The following is a 15,654-nucleotide window of genomic DNA, read 5'->3' as shown; positions in this document are numbered from 1 at the left end:
AAGACCGTTCGCAACCTTGCCGCATCGATGCTGGTGGGCGTTGCGGTGACGGTGTCGCTGGATTACGCCGGCGCTCAAACCGCGGCGAAAGCAAAGGTCGGGGTGCTGCGGCTGTCGTCGTCGGCACCGGTGTTCATTGCGCAGGACAAGGGCTACTTCAAGCAGGCCGGCATCGAGGTGGAGCTGAAATTCTTCGACGCCGCGCAGCCGATCGCGGTCGCAGTCACGTCCGGCGATGTCGATTTCGGCGTCACCGCCTTCACCGCCGGACTTTACAATCTGGCGGGCAAAGGCACGCTGAAAGTCATCGGCGGCATGAGCCGCGAGAAGGCCGGCTATCCGCTGATCGGCTATTTCGCCAGCAGGTCCGCTTACGCCGCCGGGCTGAAGACGCCGAAGGATCTCGCCGGCAAGCGCATCGCAGTCACCCAGGTCGGCTCGAGTTTTCATTATTCGCTCGGCCTGCTCGCCGACAAATACGGGTTCAAGCTGAGCGACATGAAGGTGCTGCCGCTGCAATCGCTCTCGAACGCCGCGGCGGCGCTGAAGGGCGAGACCGTGGATGCGGCGCTGCTGCCGGTTTCCACCGCGCGCACGCTGATGGACGATGACGGCGCGAAGCTGCTGGGCTGGGTCGGCGACGAGACGCCGTGGCAACTCGGCGCGGTATTCGCGGCGCCGAAGACGCTCGCGGACAGGCCGCTGGTCACCAGCTTCCTGGGCGCGCTGGCGCGCGCCGACCGCGAATATCACGATGTGATCCTGGCTGCGGTCGCCGGCGGCAAGGTGCCGATCAACGATGCCACGAAGCCGCTGCTGGAAATCATCGCGAAATACACCAACCTGCCGGTGGAGCAGGTGGTCGGCAACTGCGCCTATATCGACCCCGACGGCAAGCTCGACGTCAACAACGTCGGCAACCAGATCGCCTGGCTGCAGGAACAGGGATTCGTCGACAAGGGATTTGATGCCGGCGCGATCATTGCGGCCGAATATGTGAAGCCGGATTGAACCATCCATGGATCTGATCGCGGACCATATCAGTCACCGCTTCGGCGCGCTCGAGGTGCTTGACGATGTGTCGTTCACGGTCGGCTCCGGTGAAGTGGTGGGGATCGTCGGTCCCTCCGGATGCGGCAAGAGCACGCTGCTGTCGATTCTCGGCGGGCTGCTGCAGCCAGGTTCCGGACAAGCCGTGCTGCGCGGCGCGCCGCCGTCCGGCAGCCTCAATCCGCTGACATTCGTGTTCCAGGATTTCGCGTTGTTGCCGTGGTGCACGGTCGGGGAGAATGTCGACTTCGTTCTGCTGCACACCGGACTGTCCGCCGCCGAGCGCGGCGCGACGGTCGGCGATGCGCTGCGCCGAACCGGCCTCTCCGATTTTCGCGGCGCTTATCCGAAACAGCTTTCAGGCGGCATGCGCCAGCGCGTCGGCATCGCGCGCGCGCTCGCGGTGCGGCCGGCGATCCTGCTGATGGACGAACCGCTGTCGGCGCTGGATTCGCAGACCCGCGAACTGCTGATGGAAGATTTTATCGGTTTGCTCGCCGACGGCGCTATGGGCGCTGCTTACGTGACCCACAATCTGGAGGAGGCGGTCCGCCTCGCCGACCGCATCGTGGTGCTGTCGCGGCGGCCGGGACGCGTCCGCGAGGTCGTGTCCATTCCCCTCACCCGCGGCGAACGTGGGGACAGCAATGCCCGCAGCCGGCTGCTGGCGTTGCAGAGCGAGCTGTGGTCGCTGATTCGCGAGGAGGCGATCGACGCCGAGCGCGAGTTTCAGCATGCTTGAGCGCCTCGAAAACGCCTCAGGTTCGCCGCAACAGAATCACAAGGCCGAAACGCGCCCGGTGGCGTTTCGTGGCGCAGGCTTTACCCCGAAATCGGGCCGCTATGCGGGCTGGACCGCCCTTGTCGCCGTGGTCGCGTTTTGGCAACTCGCCGGCAACGCCGGCTGGGTCAACGCGTTGTTTCTTCCGACGCCTCTCGCTATCGCGCGAGCGATCTACCAGCTCGCCGTCAGTGGCGCGCTCTGGCACCACGTGTCGGTATCGGTGGTGCGAATCGGCTCCGGGTGGATGCTCGGCACGATCGCCGGCGTGATCGCCGGCTTCGGCATCGGGCTCTCGAGCCTTGCGCGCGGCATCGGCATCACCTTCATCTCGGCTTTGTTTCCGATACCAAAGATCGCGCTCCTGCCGCTGCTGATCCTCTGGCTCGGCATCGGCGAGGAGCCGAAGATCGCCACCATCGCGCTCGGGGTTTTCTTTTCGACCGCGATTTCAGTCTATAGCGGCGTCGACCAGGTGCCGCGCAACCTGATCCGCATGGCGCAAAGCTTTAACGTGCCGTTCCACACCATCGTGCGCCGGGTGATCTGGCCGGGCGCGCTGCCCTCGATCCTCGCCGGCTTTCGCATCACCGCGTCGGTTGCGCTGCTGCTGGTGGTGAGCGCGGAGATGATCGGCGCCGAATTCGGCATCGGCGCGTTCGTGCTGCAGGCCGGCAACCTGATGCAGACCGATCAACTGCTCGCCGGCGTCGTCATTCTGTCGCTGTTCGGGCTCGCGGTCGGGAAGCTGATCAACCTCTTAGAGACGCGTCTGCTGCATTGGCGCTGATCGTTCGTTGCGAGAATCCGTAGGGTGGGCCAAGGCGCGCCCTACGGGTTATTGTCACGCGTTGCCGCGATCCTCGCGGAACAGATCGAGCTTCTGCTGCACCGGGCGGTCCGAGAAGCTGAACAGCACCGCATCCTCGTCGGCCTCGTGGGTGACCCACTGCCAGCTTGGCACCACGAACAGATCGCGCGGGCCCCACGCGAACGTCTGCTCGCCGATCCGCGAGCGGCCGCGGCCTTCGATCGGCGCAAACACCGTGGCGTCGGTCGAACGGTAGCGCGCGGTCTTGAATTGCTTCGGCAGCAATTGAATAAAGGTGCCGATGGTAGGCATCGCGAAATCGCCGGTGGCGGGATTGGAAAACTTCAGCTTCAGCCCGTGGCAGGGGTCCCACTCCTCGCGCTTTTTCGCCTGCTCCAGCGCCTGGCGCGTGTAACTATACGGATAATTGAAGATCGGCGAAGCCTGCGAGGCGCGCTTGAGATCGACCGGCAGCAGGTTGTGGCCGTAGCGCGCAAAGCTGTCGCCCTCCGGGCGCGTCACCTTCTGCTCGTCTTCATCAGACCCTTCCGCGAACGATGCATCGAAAAACTGCACCAGCGGAATATCCAGTCCGTCCAGCCAGAACATCGGCTCGGAAGTCTGGTTGCCGTGGTCATGCCATTTCATCGACGGCGTGATGACGAAATCGCCGGGCTCCATCAAGGTCCGCTCGCCGTCGACCGAGGTATGGGCGCCCTTGCCCTCCAGGATGAAGCGCAACGCGGATTGACTATGGCGATGCGCCGGGGCGACTTCCCCGGGCATCACCAGTTGCACGCCTGCATAGAGGGACGTGGTGATTTTCGATTGGCCGCGCAGCCCCGGATTTTCCAGCACCAGCACCCGCCGTTCGGCTTCCTTGGCGGTGATGAGCCGGCCGGCTTCCATCATGTAATTACGGATGGCGTCGAAGCGCCACAGATGCGCCCGGCAGCCGCTCCTAGGCTCGGGCGTGATCAGGTCGCCCATCACGGTCCACAGCGCGGTGAGATTTTCGCCGTCGATCCTGCGATAGAACGCTTCGCGTTCCGGGGTCTTCTGTACGGCATGATCCATAACCGGCCTCCCGCTGTCCTTGTTGTTCGGATTAATTGACAGCATACTTACAAATTGGGTAGCGTCAATGCAGAAAGCCGTATCAACAAAAAAACGGGAGGTTGCGATGAAGCTGCACGGCTATTTTCGCAGCAGCGCGTCATATCGGGTCAGGATTGCTCTGAATTTGAAGGGCATGACCGCCGACCACCTGCCGCACCATCTTCGCAAGGGCGAACAACGCGACCCCGCTTATCTCGCGATCAATCCGCAGGGGCTGGTGCCGACGCTTGACGACGACGGCGTCGTCCTGACCCAATCGCTCGCCATTATCGAATGGCTCGACGAGACCCATCCCGACCCGCCGCTGCTGCCGCAGGATGCGCTGCGTCGCGCAAAAGTGCGCGCGTTCGCGATGGTGCTCGCCTGCGATACCCATCCGGTGCAGAATCTCAAAGTGCTGGCACGCCTAAGACATCTCGGTCTGCCGGAGGAGCAGGTGATCGAGTGGGCGGCATGGGCCAACCGCCAAGGCCTTGCCGCATGCGAGACGCTAATCGCAGATGAAGCCGGCCCGTTCTGCTTCGGCGCGGCGCCAACCGTCGCGGATCTCTGCCTGGTGCCGCAGCTTGCGAATGCGCGTCGCTTTGGTGTCGAACTTGAAGCGTTTCCGCGGCTGCTGAAGGCCGAAGCCGCGGCCATGATCGTCCAGGCGTTTGCGGACGCCGCACCCGACCGGCAGCCCGATGCCGAATAAAGCCGCTGATGTCACGATGGATGCCGTCTACACCAAGCCGGGGTATCTGTTTCGCCGGATGCAGCAGATCGCGGTTGCGATTTTTGTCGAAGAGTGCCGGGCCTGCGGCCTGACGCCGGTGCAATACGCGGCACTGGTCGCTATTCGAACCCATCCCGGCATCGACGCGACCAGGCTCTCTGCGGTGATCGCCTTCGACCGTTCGACGCTGGGCAACGTCATCGAACGGCTGGAGACGAAGGCTTATGTGCAACGCAAGCCGGCGCGCGAGGACAAGCGGGTCAAGCTGCTCACCTTGACCGAAGCCGGAGAAGCCATGCTGCGCACGATCATGCCCTCGGTCGATCGCGCGCAGGCGCGCATGTTGCAGCCGCTGAAGCCGAAGGATCGCGAGACCCTGCTGGCGCTGATGACGCAGCTGGTCGATCTCAACAACGAGGCGTCGCGGGTACCGCTGCGGGCCGAGGACGCCCTCGAACATTTCAAGAAATCGGGTTGACGGTGTCGGCGGTGAGCGCACGGCCTGTCCTGATCGCGGGCGGAGGCATCGGCGGTCTCGCCGCGGCACTCGGCCTCGCGCAAAAAGGCTTGCGTTCCATCTTGCTTGAGAAAGCCACAACGCTCGGCGAGATCGGCGCGGGAATTCAGCTCGGGCCCAACGCATTTCATGCCTTCGACTATCTCGGCGTCGGCGAGGCCGCGCGCGGCATGGCGGTTTACATCGACCGGCTTCGCCTGATGGACGCCCTCAGCGCCGAGGAAATCACCCATGTCGACTTGCGCGACGCCTTCCGCGCGCGCTTCGGCAATCCCTATGCGGTGGTTCATCGCGGCGACCTGCATGGCGTGTTACTCAACGCCTGCCGGAACCACAGCCTGATCGAATTGCGGGTGAACAGCGAGGTTACCGGCTACGATCAGGACGGCTCCACGGTGACGGCCCGCCTCGCCTCCGGCGAGGGCATCACCGGAGCGCTGCTGATCGGCGCGGACGGCTTATGGTCCAACATCCGCAAACAGCTTGTCGGCGACGGCGCGCCGCGGGTTTCCGGCCACACTACCTACCGGTCGGTAATTCCGACCGGGGAGATGCCGGATGATCTGCGCTGGAACGCCGCCACGCTGTGGGCCGGTCCCAAATGCCACATCGTGCACTACCCGCTGTCGGGCTGGAAGGTGTTCAACCTCGTCGTCACCTGCCACAACGACGCGCCGGAGCCGGTGGCGGGCCAACCGGTGTCCGACGACGAGGTCATGCAGGGTTTCCACCACGTGCACGCGCGGGCACAAAGCATCATCCGTCACGGCAGCAACTGGAAGCTGTGGGTGCTATGCGACCGCGACCCGGTCGAGCGTTGGATCGACGGCCGCGTCGCGCTGCTCGGCGATGCGGCGCACCCGATGATGCAGTATTTCGCGCAGGGCGCCTGCATGGCGCTGGAAGACGCGGTCTGCCTGTCGTATCTGTTGGGCGCGTCGCCGGGCGATACCGTCACCGCGCTTGAGAACTATAACAAGCAGCGTTTTCCCCGCACCGCGCGGGTGCAATTGCTGTCCCGCGCCATCGGCGAACACATCTACCACCCCGCCGGCGAACATGCCCGCATCCGCAACGCCATCATGAGCGCAAAGGCGTCGGAAGATTACTACGACGACCTCGCCTGGCTCTACGGCGGGACGGGATTGGCGGGCTAGCTGGAACCGCCGCCGGGCTCCGCGCAGTCGCCAATGCATGATGGCCTCGACCGCGCTCGTGGCCATCCTTCGAGACGCCGCGCAAGCGCGGCTCCTCAGGATGACGGTCGAATGTATGGCTTGGAACGGGTTATGGGTCTCCGCCTTCGCGAGAACGACTCGTTGAAGGGCGGGTTCCTGTGGACCGCGATATCCTCCATCGTCGTCCCCGCGCAGGCGGGGACCCATACGCCCGGAATTTTCGATTGGAATGAGACGTTGCAACCATCATGCGCGAGCCGCGAGCACGGTAGCTATGGGTGCCCGCCTGCGCGAGGACGACGGCGAGTGTGTCGAGGCGTAGAGGCTACAGCTTCGGCAGCGCCTGACGATCGATCTTGCCGGTACCTGTCTTCGGCAGCTCGTCGAGAAACCTGATCTCGCGCGGATATTTGTAAGGCAGCAGCTTTGCCTTGACATAGTCCTGCAGCGTCTTCGTGCTAGCGATCGGGTCATACGCGCCGCCATTCATCACCACCGCGGCCTTCAGCGTCATGCGCCGGTCCGGCAGCTCGACGGCGAACACGGCGCATTCGCGCACGTCCGGATGCTCGGCGAGACAAAGCTCGACTTCGAGCGGATAAACCCATTGGCCGGATATCTTGATCAGGTCGTCGGCACGACCGCGAAAGAAATAAAAGCCGTCGCAGTCGCGAACGAAGCGGTCGCCGGTGTAAATCCACCCCGCCTCGCGGATGGTTTCGGCGGTCTTGTCCGGCCGGTTCCAGTACAATGGCGTGCTGGAATCGCCGCGCACCCACAAGATGCCCTCCTCGTTGTCGCCGACGTCGCGGCCGTCCTTGTCCTTCAACTGGATTTCATAGCCGGGAATGCGCGCACCCGCGGCGCCCGGCTTTTTCTTCTCCAGGCGGTTGGACAGGTAGATGTGAAGGACTTCAGTAGAGCCCAGTCCTTCCACGATCTCGACGCCGGTGAGTCGCTTCCAAGCGTCGAATACGTCTGACGAAAGCACCTCGGCGGCGGACAATGCCATTCGAAGCGACGAGAAATCGACTGTGGATGCGCCATCCGCCTTGGTGAGCGAGGTATAGAGCGTCGGCAATCCGAAGAATACGGTGGGACGAAAACGCTCGATCGCCGCAAAGATCGCCGCCGGTTTCGGCTGGCCCGGGAGCAGCAATGTCGTCGCACCGACGGAAAACGGGAAGGTGATGGAATTGCCAAAACCATAGGCGAAAAAAATCTTCGGCACCGAAAAGCAGACGTCGTCCGGCTCGAGCTTCAACACGTTGCGTGCGAACGCGGCTTCGCTGTAAGCCATGTCGTGCTGCAGATGGACGATGCCCTTGGGCCGCCCGGTCGAGCCCGACGAATACATCCAGAATGCCATCTCGTTGCGATGCGTGCCGGCTTCTGCAAGCCCTGCGGGGAAATCCCGCAGCCACTGCTCGGCCATTACCGCGTGCGGCACCGCGTCGCTGCCTGCCGGGCTGCCGACGACGATCAGGGTCCGCAATTGGGTATCCTTGCAGGCCACGGCGTCGAACTGCGCAGAAAACTCCGCATCGGCGACCGCGACCGAGGCGGCGGAATCCGCGAGATAAAACTGCAGCAGATCCGGCGGCGTCAATGTGTTGATCAGCAGCGGGACGAAGCCGGCGCGCACCGCGCCGAACAAAGCCGCCGGATAAGCCGGCGTATCGTCACAAAACATCAGGATGCGATCGCCGCGCCGCAGGCCCAACGACGTAAAGCCATGCCCCCATCGCGAGGCGTCCGCGCAGAGCTCCGAATATGTGCGCGTTCCGCCGGGCCCGGTGAGCGCGAGCCTGTCGCCGCGGCCGGCAGAAAGATTGTCGAACAGGATACGGCTGGCGTTATAGGCTTGCGGAATCGAAAAACCGATCTCCAAGGCGCCGGGACTGTCATAAGGCACCTTGTCGGCGATCCCGCGGGCTTTGTCAGAATCCGGGGCGCTCATTTCCTGTTCCCGCCGCCGCGCGATGCACGCGCCGCATGTTGCGAGGCTTCATAGCGTGCCATGAACAGCGGCGACATGGCGCGCAGCCGCGCGTCATCGATCCGTCCCGATCGGGTGATGTAGCTGAGGGCAAAATCCATCAGGCCGAGCTTCATGTGTTCGGGAAATTGTTCGTACCAGGCCGCGCTGGCGCGCGCGGCAGCGACCAGCTTCTTCACGATCGGCTTGCGCCCGGCTTCATAACGCGCGAGCGCTGCGGGGATGTCGCGCTCCGTTTCCAGCGCCTTGACCAGCGCGATGCCGTCTTCCATCGCAAGGCGGGTGCCGGACCCGATCGAGAAATGCGCGGAATGCAGCGCATCGCCGATCAGCACCATGTTCTTGAACGACCAGTGTTCGTTCCATATCCATGGAAAATTGCGCCATACCGATTTGTTCGAAACCAGCGGCTCTCCGTCGAGCGTGCTTGCGAACACCGTTTCGCAAACAGCCTTGGACTCCTCGACCGTCTTGTCGGCAAAACCATAGCGCCGCCACGTCTCGCGATCACATTCGACCAGGAATGTACTCATGTCGGGCGCGTACCTGTAGTGATGCGCGTTGAAAGCGCCGAGTCCGGTTTCGACAAAGGTCTGCGACAGCGTCTCGAACCGTTTAGGTGTGCCATACCACGCGAATTTGTTCACGGAATACGACACCGAGGTGCCGAAATCGCCCTCGAAGGCGCGCCGCACCAGTGAGTTGAGACCGTCCGCCGCGACGATCAGGTCGTAGCCTTTCAGTTCGTCGATCGATTGGACCGGCGTCTGGTAACGCGGCGTGACCCCGACCGCATGAACGCGCTGCTGCAGGATGGCGAGCAGGTCGAGCCGGCCGATCGAGGAGAAGCCGACGCCGTCGATCTCGATGCTTTCGCCGCGCAAATTCAGGGTGATGTTGTTCCAACGCTGCATCCGCGGCGCGATGGCGTCGACCGTGTCGGGATCGTCAGCACGCAGGAATTCAAGCGCCTGTTCGGAAAACACCACGCCAAACCCCCATGTGGCGCCGGCGGGATTCTGTTCGAACAGATCGATCTGCGCATCCGGGTGGCGCTGCTTCCACAGCGTGGCGAAATAGAGACCGCCGGGGCCTCCGCCCATTACGGAGATGCGCACATGGTTCTCCAAATGACGGCAGCATCGGCTGCAAACGCGGCGATTGCCCGATGCTGCGAGTGTCCGGCGGACGTTATAGATAAAAAACAATATCGCATGATTTGCACGGTGCAAACATGCTCATCGGCTCTCGACCTGCGGAATTGGCGGGCGTCGTCCGCTAAATGACGCCCTGAACGGCCGCCTCATTCCGAAGACGAGATTCCATACCGCTTGATGACGGCGCCCCAACGGTCGGATTCGGCGTGCAGGAACGACAGGAAGGTACCGGCGTCGCTGCCCTCCACGTGATAGCCCGTCTCCTCCAGCCGCGCGCGAATGGCCCGGTCGTTGAGAATGGTCCTGACGGCCTGTTCCAACTGTTCGGCCGCCGGGTCGGGCACCGCCGCCGGCACCAGCAGGCCGACCCAGGAACGTCCTTCGAAGCCCGGCACGGCAGTTGCGAGGGGCGGGACGTCGGGAAGCTGCGGGGCGGCCTTCGCGGTCGTCACCGCAAGCGCGCGCACGGTCCCGGCTTTCACCTGCGGCAGCACCGCCGGAAGCGCCGAGATCACGAAATCCAAATGACCGCCGACGACGTCGTTCAACATCGGGGCGGCGCCGCGATAGGGTATCTGGTTGATCGTGATGTTGGCCTGCGAAGAAAATTGCAACGCTAGCAGCTGGTTCGAGCTGCCTGCTCCGGCGTGGCCGACACTGAGCCCTTCGGGGCGCGATCGCGCCAACGCAATCAGATCCTCCACCGTTCTCACCTCCAGACGGGTGGGCGTTATCAAGACCATCGGCGATGTTGCGAGCAAACTGATCGGCCGGAACGCCGTGAAGGTGTCGTAGGGTAATCGCCTATGGAGGTGATGATTGACCGCATGGGTGTCGTACACCATCAGCAGCGTATAGCCGTCGGCGGGCGAACGTGCGGCTTCGGCGGTCCCGATCGCGCCGCCGGCTCCCGACCTGTTGTCGATGACGATCGCTTGGCCGAAACGGTCCGAGAGCGCCGGACCGATCACCCGGGCAAGCGTATCGACGCTGCCGCCGGGTGGAAACGGAACGACGATCCGAATCGGGCGCACTGGCCATTCGGAGGCCGCGTAAGCGCTACGTGCGGCGCTCGCGATCAGAACCGACACGGGCAGCAGCCGAAGAAACCGGCGACGGTTCATGATGGGACTTCCTTGCAGCCTGGCCGCGTTGCAGAAATGCAATCGTCATGTCGTATGTTTCTCCATATAACCGCAAACCCCTCGGGCTCGACCTAGAGATGTATATAGTTGACGTCTTCGGACGGACGCTTTTTCGAGAGCGATAATTCAAGGTGCGGTCGTTAGCTCGCAGGACGGCGGCTCACCAGCGTCGAGCGCCGGCTGCTCGCAAAACAGCAGCGCTGATTGCAGCCCGGCCCGGAAGCGGACCGTCTAATCAAGGCGCCTCTACTGATGCCGCATGATTTGCATTCAAATAGAAATGCACCACTCGCGCGCCGCCACTGCGGCTAAGCGAGCCCGCGTCTGCGGCAGCGTGGCGATCCCGGGATGACTCGAACATCCGACCTACGGTTTAGGAAACCGCCGCTCTATCCGGCTGAGCTACGGGACCGAAGACCTCCGACAAGCGCGGTCTTGGCAAGCTCATATCAGAGCGGCGGCGGCATCGCCACCCGGAACCCGTTGCGGAAATAGAAACAGGAAAGCCATTTCCCGGCTGACAACCGGGTCCTGAATACGGTAAATTACCGGTTGCATACTCTGAGAAGATCGCCTGTGAATGCGTCCCGTCAATCCGTGCTGTTGCTTGCCGCAATCGTCTGCTGCGTCGCCCTCCTTTCGGCGCGCGCGCAGGCGCAATGGTGGGGAGTGCGCAGCCCGGCCGACTATGAGGAATGCGCGGAGATTGCCGGCAAGGCCGCGGATGCCAAGGCGGCGCAGCTTGCTGAGTGCGGCGTGAAATTCGCCGCGCGGCGCAAGGCCGGCGGCGGCTACAGCTATTTCGACTTCATGCAGAACCGGCATTTCGACATCGCCGGCCCGAACCCGACCGCGGAAGAGCAGAAGTATATCAACGAGCAATATGCCGCCTATCTCGGCCGCGAGCGGCGCAGCGCCATCGCCGCGGCATTCGCTCAGAAGCAGCAGCAGCTCCAGAAGCAGCTACAGCATGAAGCGCTGCAGAGCCAAAGCAAGCCGGCAGCGCCTGCGGTAACGAACAAGCCGCGGGTGGTCACCGCCGGCAGCCCCGGTGCTCGGCCGGCGAATGCAGCCTGCGCCAGGGATTCGTTTTCGTGCAACTGGCCCCGGCTTTCCGAGGGCATCAACGACTTGAAGAAGCTGTTCGGCGCTTCGCCGGACAGGACGCGACGCGGCCGGCCACCGACCGAGCTTGCGACGTCGGCTCGGTGAACGAGCAGGCCTGTCAACGCGGCGCGCCGTGATGCGGCTTGGGCCTTCGGCGCGGCGCCGGGTCGTCGACCGGCTTCGGCGTGAAGCCGCGCGCTGCTCCTGCAATCAGGCATCATAGCCGGGCGACGGCACGACCGTTGGCCGTGCGGCCATCGCGGCTTCGCCGAGAACGCTGCCGATCACCGCGGCTGCCGCTCGCATCATCACGAACCTTCCGGTTCGGTGACCTCCGACGGACCAGTACCGGCGGGCGTGAGCGACGCGAAGAAATTATTCAAGGGCAACATGTCGATTTCGGCGGCCCCGCGCAGACGGCCGGGCTAAGGAGCCTGTTTTCCCTGTCCTCCAGCCTGACCAGCGCCAAGACGGCGGCCGGCAATATCGACCTGATGACCGTCAACGGCCAGAACGACAACAACGATCAGGACACCGGCTACACCAACATTTTTCCCTCGATCAACAACGCGATCAGTTCGCCCGGCGCAGGGACATCGGAGGCGCCGCAAAAAGTATCTGTTCTTCGTGTCGGATGGCGTCGCTGACGAAAACAATGGCGGATCGTGCAGCAAGCCGGCCACCGGCGGGCGCTGCCAGTCGCCGATCAATCCCGCTTTATGCACCACGCTCAAGAATCGCGGCATCAAGGTCGCGGTGTTGTACACGACCTATCTCGCGTTGCCGACCAACGCCTGGTACAACACGTGGATCGCGCCCTTTAATATCGGCCCCTATGGCCCCTCGCCGAACAGCGAGATCGCCAACAATATGAAAAGCTGCGCGTCCTCCGGACTCTATTTCGAAGTCAGCCCGACTCAGGCGATTTCACAGGCGATGAATGCGCTGTTTCAGAAAGCCGTCGCCGACGCCCGCATCAGCAGCTAGTGCCCGGTTATTCTGACGGCCCGAAACGTATCTGCTCCGGCGTCAGTCCCGGCGAGCCCTTGCCATCGGCCTCCGCATGCTTAATCAATTCCACGATGCGCCGGGACAGCGGCGCTTGCAGCCCATGCCGTTGCGCAATCGCCACGATGACGCCCTGCAGATAATCGATCTCGGTACGCCTGCGGCGTTGCAAATCCTCCCACATCGATGACCGCGCCTCCGGATCGATCTTCATCGTCCGGCCCAGCAGCAATTGAAATGCGATATCCGGCAACCGCAGCAGATGCGGCGTCAAGGCCGGCGGGACCGGCGTCGACGCGACCGGCTTGATGCCTTCGGCCTTCATGGCGGCCAGCCCTTCCGCCATCTGGTTTGCGAACAGCACGCGCCACGACCGCCGCGAAAGCTGCTCTCGCAACGGCAGGCCGGATAAGGCATTCAGCGCATTGTTGAGATTGAGCAGCAGCTTGCCCCATTGCACGCCGACGATGTCATCGGTCGGCTGCATCGCCAGGCTCGGGACCGAAAGTTGCGCCGCGGTGCCGACCTCGTCCCGCTCGATGACGATATCGCCGGAGGTCGCCCGATGAAACCGCCCCTGCCCCAGCGCAATGACATTGAACGGCACCATTCCGCCCAGCACGCGCCGGCCGACGAGGCGTTCGCGCAGCACCGCAACATTGCCGACGCCGTTTTGCAGGCTGACAATGACCGCGTCCGGTCGCGCGTGCCGTGCAATCAGATCGGCTATCTCGGCGGTATCCGTGCTTTTCACGGTCACCAGCACGGCACCGGCGTCCTGCAAGATCGAGGGGTCCTCCGAGAGCGAGAGTTGGTTCGCGGCGACCCGGCGGTCAAAGCCCTCGAAGCTCGTTACCTTCAGGCCGTTGCCTTTAATTTCTTCGATCATGCGCGGGCGCGCCAGCAGCGAAACGCGGCGGCCGGCATCGGCAAGAACGCCTCCGACAAAGCAGCCGATGCTGCCGGCGCCGGCCATACAGATGGGCGTGGTCGCGATCATGCTGGCATCCGAGGTCAGGGCGCTGTTCAGATCGGTAGCAGAGCGCGCGTCGTGTGCCTATCTGGTTGCGCGTTCGCCGGGCGCGCGCCTTGTAACCGTCATGCCGCAACGTTATGTTCGCGTTGTGGGCGGAGCGCGACAGGAGAGAACCATGGGTTTGCTCGATATCCTCAACGGCATGCAGAACGGCCCGCGAGGTCAAAGCGTTCCAGGCGATTCCGCCGGCCAGGGCGGCATGTCGCCGATGACCATGGCGATCCTTGCATTGCTTGCCTACAAGGCGGTAAAGCATATCGGCGGCGGCCCATCGGGCGGCAATCCGGCACCGACGCCGGCTCCGTCGCCTAACACGGTGAACGCCGGTTTGCCCGGCGGACTGGGCGGCGCATTTGGCGGTGGAGGACTCGGTGGCGGACTGGGCAATCTGCTCAAGGGCGGGCTTGGCGGCCTGCTGGCAGGCGGCGCCGCGGGAAGCGTGATCAGCGGCGGCCTCGGCGACCTGCTCAAGCAGTTCCAGGACAGCGGCCATGGCGACACCGCCAATTCATGGGTGAGCCCCGGCCCGAACAAGGAGATTTCACCGAACGATCTCGGGCGCGCGCTCGGCGCCGACCAGATCAATACGCTGTCGTCGCAAACCGGACTTTCGCGCGATGAACTGCTTGCCGGCCTCAGCCAGCATCTGCCCGACGTGATCAACCAACTGACCCCGCACGGGCGGCTGCCGCACGAGAACGAAGTGTCGATCTAGACTCTGCATTTTAAAAAAAGGACCATGGCCATGGGCGGAATTCTCTGGATCATCCTTGTCGGCTTCGTCGCCGGCATTATCGCGCGAATGCTCTCGCCAGGTCCGAACAATCCCAGCGGATTTATCCTGACCACCGTGCTCGGCATCGTCGGCGCCTTTGTGGCGACATGGATCGGCCAGGCGATCGGGCATTACGGCCCCGATCAGGGCGCGGGATTCATCATGGCGACGATCGGCGCGCTGGTGGTGCTGTTTATCTGGAACCGGTTGGTGCACCACGGTGTGATTTCGGATCCGGGCGGGCGGTAGACGTAAATGCGTAGGGTGGGTTAGGCGCGAAGCGCCGTAACCCGCGCTCAGACTCGCCATGGATTGGGCTGGCGGGTTACGCGCCTTTGGCGTTAACCCGCCTTACAACTCTTCAATTCACTAGATGCAGGCCGGCATCAATGCGGACCAGTTCGCCGGTCATGTTGCTTGAGGCGAAAGTAGCGAGGAAGCATACCACCGCTGCAACGTCTTCCGCTGTCGATGCGACCTTGAGTGGTACTTTGCCGACAACCATATCGCGCACCTGCTTGGCCCCCGCCTCGCCACGGCCCTTGGTGAACCACGGCGTATCGATATAGCCGGGACACACCGTGTTGACGCGGATCAACGGCGCCAATGCCCGCGCCAGCGACAACGTCATGGTATTCAGCGCGCCCTTGCTCGCGGCATAGGCAACCGATGAACCGACGCCGCTGATGCCTGCTACAGAGGAGACGTTTACCACCGCCGACGGCCGGCCGGATGCATTGGCGCCGGCTTCGAGCAACGATCGCGCCGCCCGGACCATCTGGAACGGTCCGATGGTGTTGACCCCGAACAACCGCTGAAAGTCTTCGGCCGACAGTCCGTCCAGATTGCCGTGCGCCATATGCTTGGTGGTGCCGGCATTGTTGATCAATGCGTCCAGGCGTCCCCACGGGGCTGCCGCCGCGACGATCTTCTTGCAGTCCTCGTCACGAGATACGTCGCCCTGGACGAGGGCAACCTCGGCGCCGGCGGTACGGCAGAGGTCGGCGGTCTGCTCCGCCTCCTTCTGGCTCGACGCATAATTGATGACGATGCGCGCGCCGCCCTTGGCAAGGCTCACCGCCGTCGCCGCACCTAGGCCCGATGCCGACCCCGTAATCGCAACACACATACCGTCCTTGAACATCTGCAGTCCTTTTCTTGATTATGCGTCTGGCATACCGCGATCTACCACATCGCCCGGTGAATTGGGAACAAGGTGCGTTTCTCGGTTACGCGAAATCGCGCCACGCTTTGCG

The 15,654-nt window shown here is 63.4% G+C and carries 15 protein-coding genes, 1 tRNA gene and 1 pseudogene; 10 read left to right on the top strand and 7 right to left on the bottom strand.

Translation table 11 applies throughout. The features are described from left to right. Window positions 1–27 precede the first annotated feature (27 nt). Genes ACFE72_RS12060 through ACFE72_RS12050 form a run of 3 tightly spaced genes read left to right on the top strand, consistent with a single transcriptional unit; the run spans window position 28 to window position 2,621 of the window. Entirely contained in the window at window positions 28–1,011 is a 984-nt protein-coding gene (locus ACFE72_RS12060; protein ID WP_375413344.1) for an ABC transporter substrate-binding protein, read from the top strand. Window positions 1,012–1,018: 7 nt separating this feature from the next. Beyond that, a complete protein-coding gene (locus tag ACFE72_RS12055; protein WP_375413324.1) occupies window positions 1,019–1,792 on the top strand; it encodes an ABC transporter ATP-binding protein in 774 nt (257 codons plus the stop codon). Window positions 1,793–1,850: 58 nt separating this feature from the next. Next, window positions 1,851–2,621, top strand: coding sequence for an ABC transporter permease (locus ACFE72_RS12050; protein ID WP_375413343.1), 771 nt, complete (start codon window positions 1,851–1,853; stop codon window positions 2,619–2,621). Between the two features lie 54 nt (window positions 2,622–2,675). Here the strand turns inward: ACFE72_RS12050 and gtdA are convergent, their stop codons facing one another. Next, entirely contained in the window at window positions 2,676–3,719 is a 1,044-nt protein-coding gene (gene gtdA / locus ACFE72_RS12045; RefSeq protein WP_375413323.1) for a gentisate 1,2-dioxygenase, read from the bottom strand. Between the two features lie 106 nt (window positions 3,720–3,825). Here gtdA and maiA point away from each other — a divergent pair, with 106 nt between their 5' ends. The 3 genes from maiA to ACFE72_RS12030 are packed head-to-tail and all read left to right on the top strand — an operon-like array spanning window position 3,826 to window position 6,150. After that, window positions 3,826–4,455 carry a maleylacetoacetate isomerase gene (maiA, locus tag ACFE72_RS12040; RefSeq protein WP_375413322.1) on the top strand — a complete coding sequence of 210 codons (630 nt, stop codon included), beginning with the start codon at window positions 3,826–3,828 and terminating at the stop codon, window positions 4,453–4,455. After that, entirely contained in the window at window positions 4,445–4,954 is a 510-nt protein-coding gene (locus tag ACFE72_RS12035) for a MarR family winged helix-turn-helix transcriptional regulator (protein ID WP_375413321.1), read from the top strand. Before maiA ends, ACFE72_RS12035 begins: the two co-directional genes overlap by 11 nt. An 11-nt stretch (window positions 4,955–4,965) precedes the next feature. Further along, on the top strand, window positions 4,966–6,150 hold the full coding sequence (locus ACFE72_RS12030) for a 3-hydroxybenzoate 6-monooxygenase (protein ID WP_375413320.1): 1,185 nt from the start codon (window positions 4,966–4,968) through the stop codon (window positions 6,148–6,150). 346 nt (window positions 6,151–6,496) lie between these two features. Here the strand turns inward: ACFE72_RS12030 and ACFE72_RS12025 are convergent, their stop codons facing one another. The 4 genes from ACFE72_RS12025 to ACFE72_RS12010 form a co-directional block, all read right to left on the bottom strand. Beyond that, on the bottom strand, window positions 6,497–8,131 hold the full coding sequence (locus ACFE72_RS12025; RefSeq protein ID WP_375413319.1) for a benzoate-CoA ligase family protein: 1,635 nt from the start codon (window positions 8,129–8,131) through the stop codon (window positions 6,497–6,499). Further along, entirely contained in the window at window positions 8,128–9,288 is a 1,161-nt protein-coding gene (locus ACFE72_RS12020; protein WP_375413318.1) for an FAD-dependent monooxygenase, read from the bottom strand. Before ACFE72_RS12020 ends, ACFE72_RS12025 begins: the two co-directional genes overlap by 4 nt. Window positions 9,289–9,473: 185 nt before the next feature. After that, window positions 9,474–10,451, bottom strand: coding sequence for a Bug family tripartite tricarboxylate transporter substrate binding protein (locus ACFE72_RS12015; protein WP_375413317.1), 978 nt, complete (start codon window positions 10,449–10,451; stop codon window positions 9,474–9,476). Window positions 10,452–10,807: 356 nt separating this feature from the next. Next, window positions 10,808–10,884, bottom strand: a tRNA-Arg gene (locus ACFE72_RS12010). A 164-nt stretch (window positions 10,885–11,048) separates the two neighbouring features. Here ACFE72_RS12010 and ACFE72_RS12005 point away from each other — a divergent pair. Next, complete coding sequence (locus tag ACFE72_RS12005; RefSeq protein ID WP_375413316.1) at window positions 11,049–11,684, top strand: hypothetical protein; 636 nt, start codon at window positions 11,049–11,051, stop codon at window positions 11,682–11,684. Window positions 11,685–11,974: 290 nt separating this feature from the next. Further along, window positions 11,975–12,566 (top strand): annotated as a pseudogene (locus ACFE72_RS12000) (pilus assembly protein); the annotation flags it as partial. A gap of 7 nt (window positions 12,567–12,573) precedes the next feature. Here the strand turns inward: ACFE72_RS12000 and ACFE72_RS11995 are convergent. Beyond that, window positions 12,574–13,587 carry a 2-dehydropantoate 2-reductase gene (locus ACFE72_RS11995; protein ID WP_375413315.1) on the bottom strand — a complete coding sequence of 338 codons (1,014 nt, stop codon included), beginning with the start codon at window positions 13,585–13,587 and terminating at the stop codon, window positions 12,574–12,576. A gap of 151 nt (window positions 13,588–13,738) precedes the next feature. Between ACFE72_RS11995 and ACFE72_RS11990 the strand changes: the two genes are divergently transcribed. Next, window positions 13,739–14,338, top strand: a complete 600-nt coding sequence (locus tag ACFE72_RS11990) for a YidB family protein (protein ID WP_375413314.1) — start codon at window positions 13,739–13,741, stop codon at window positions 14,336–14,338. Between the two features lie 30 nt (window positions 14,339–14,368). After that, window positions 14,369–14,647 (top strand): GlsB/YeaQ/YmgE family stress response membrane protein, encoded by a 279-nt coding sequence (locus tag ACFE72_RS11985; RefSeq protein ID WP_375413313.1) that lies wholly within the window; start codon window positions 14,369–14,371, stop codon window positions 14,645–14,647. Between the two features lie 112 nt (window positions 14,648–14,759). Here ACFE72_RS11985 and ACFE72_RS11980 read toward each other — a convergent pair whose 3' ends face one another. Next, window positions 14,760–15,542, bottom strand: a complete 783-nt coding sequence (locus tag ACFE72_RS11980; protein ID WP_375413312.1) for an SDR family NAD(P)-dependent oxidoreductase — start codon at window positions 15,540–15,542, stop codon at window positions 14,760–14,762. Window positions 15,543–15,654 lie beyond the last annotated feature (112 nt).

This window comes from uncultured Bradyrhizobium sp., from assembly GCF_964252615.1.
Lineage (GTDB): Bacteria > Pseudomonadota > Alphaproteobacteria > Rhizobiales > Xanthobacteraceae > Bradyrhizobium.
The sequence above is the reverse complement of the archived record's forward strand: the minus strand, read 5'-3'. Positions and strand labels throughout refer to the sequence as shown.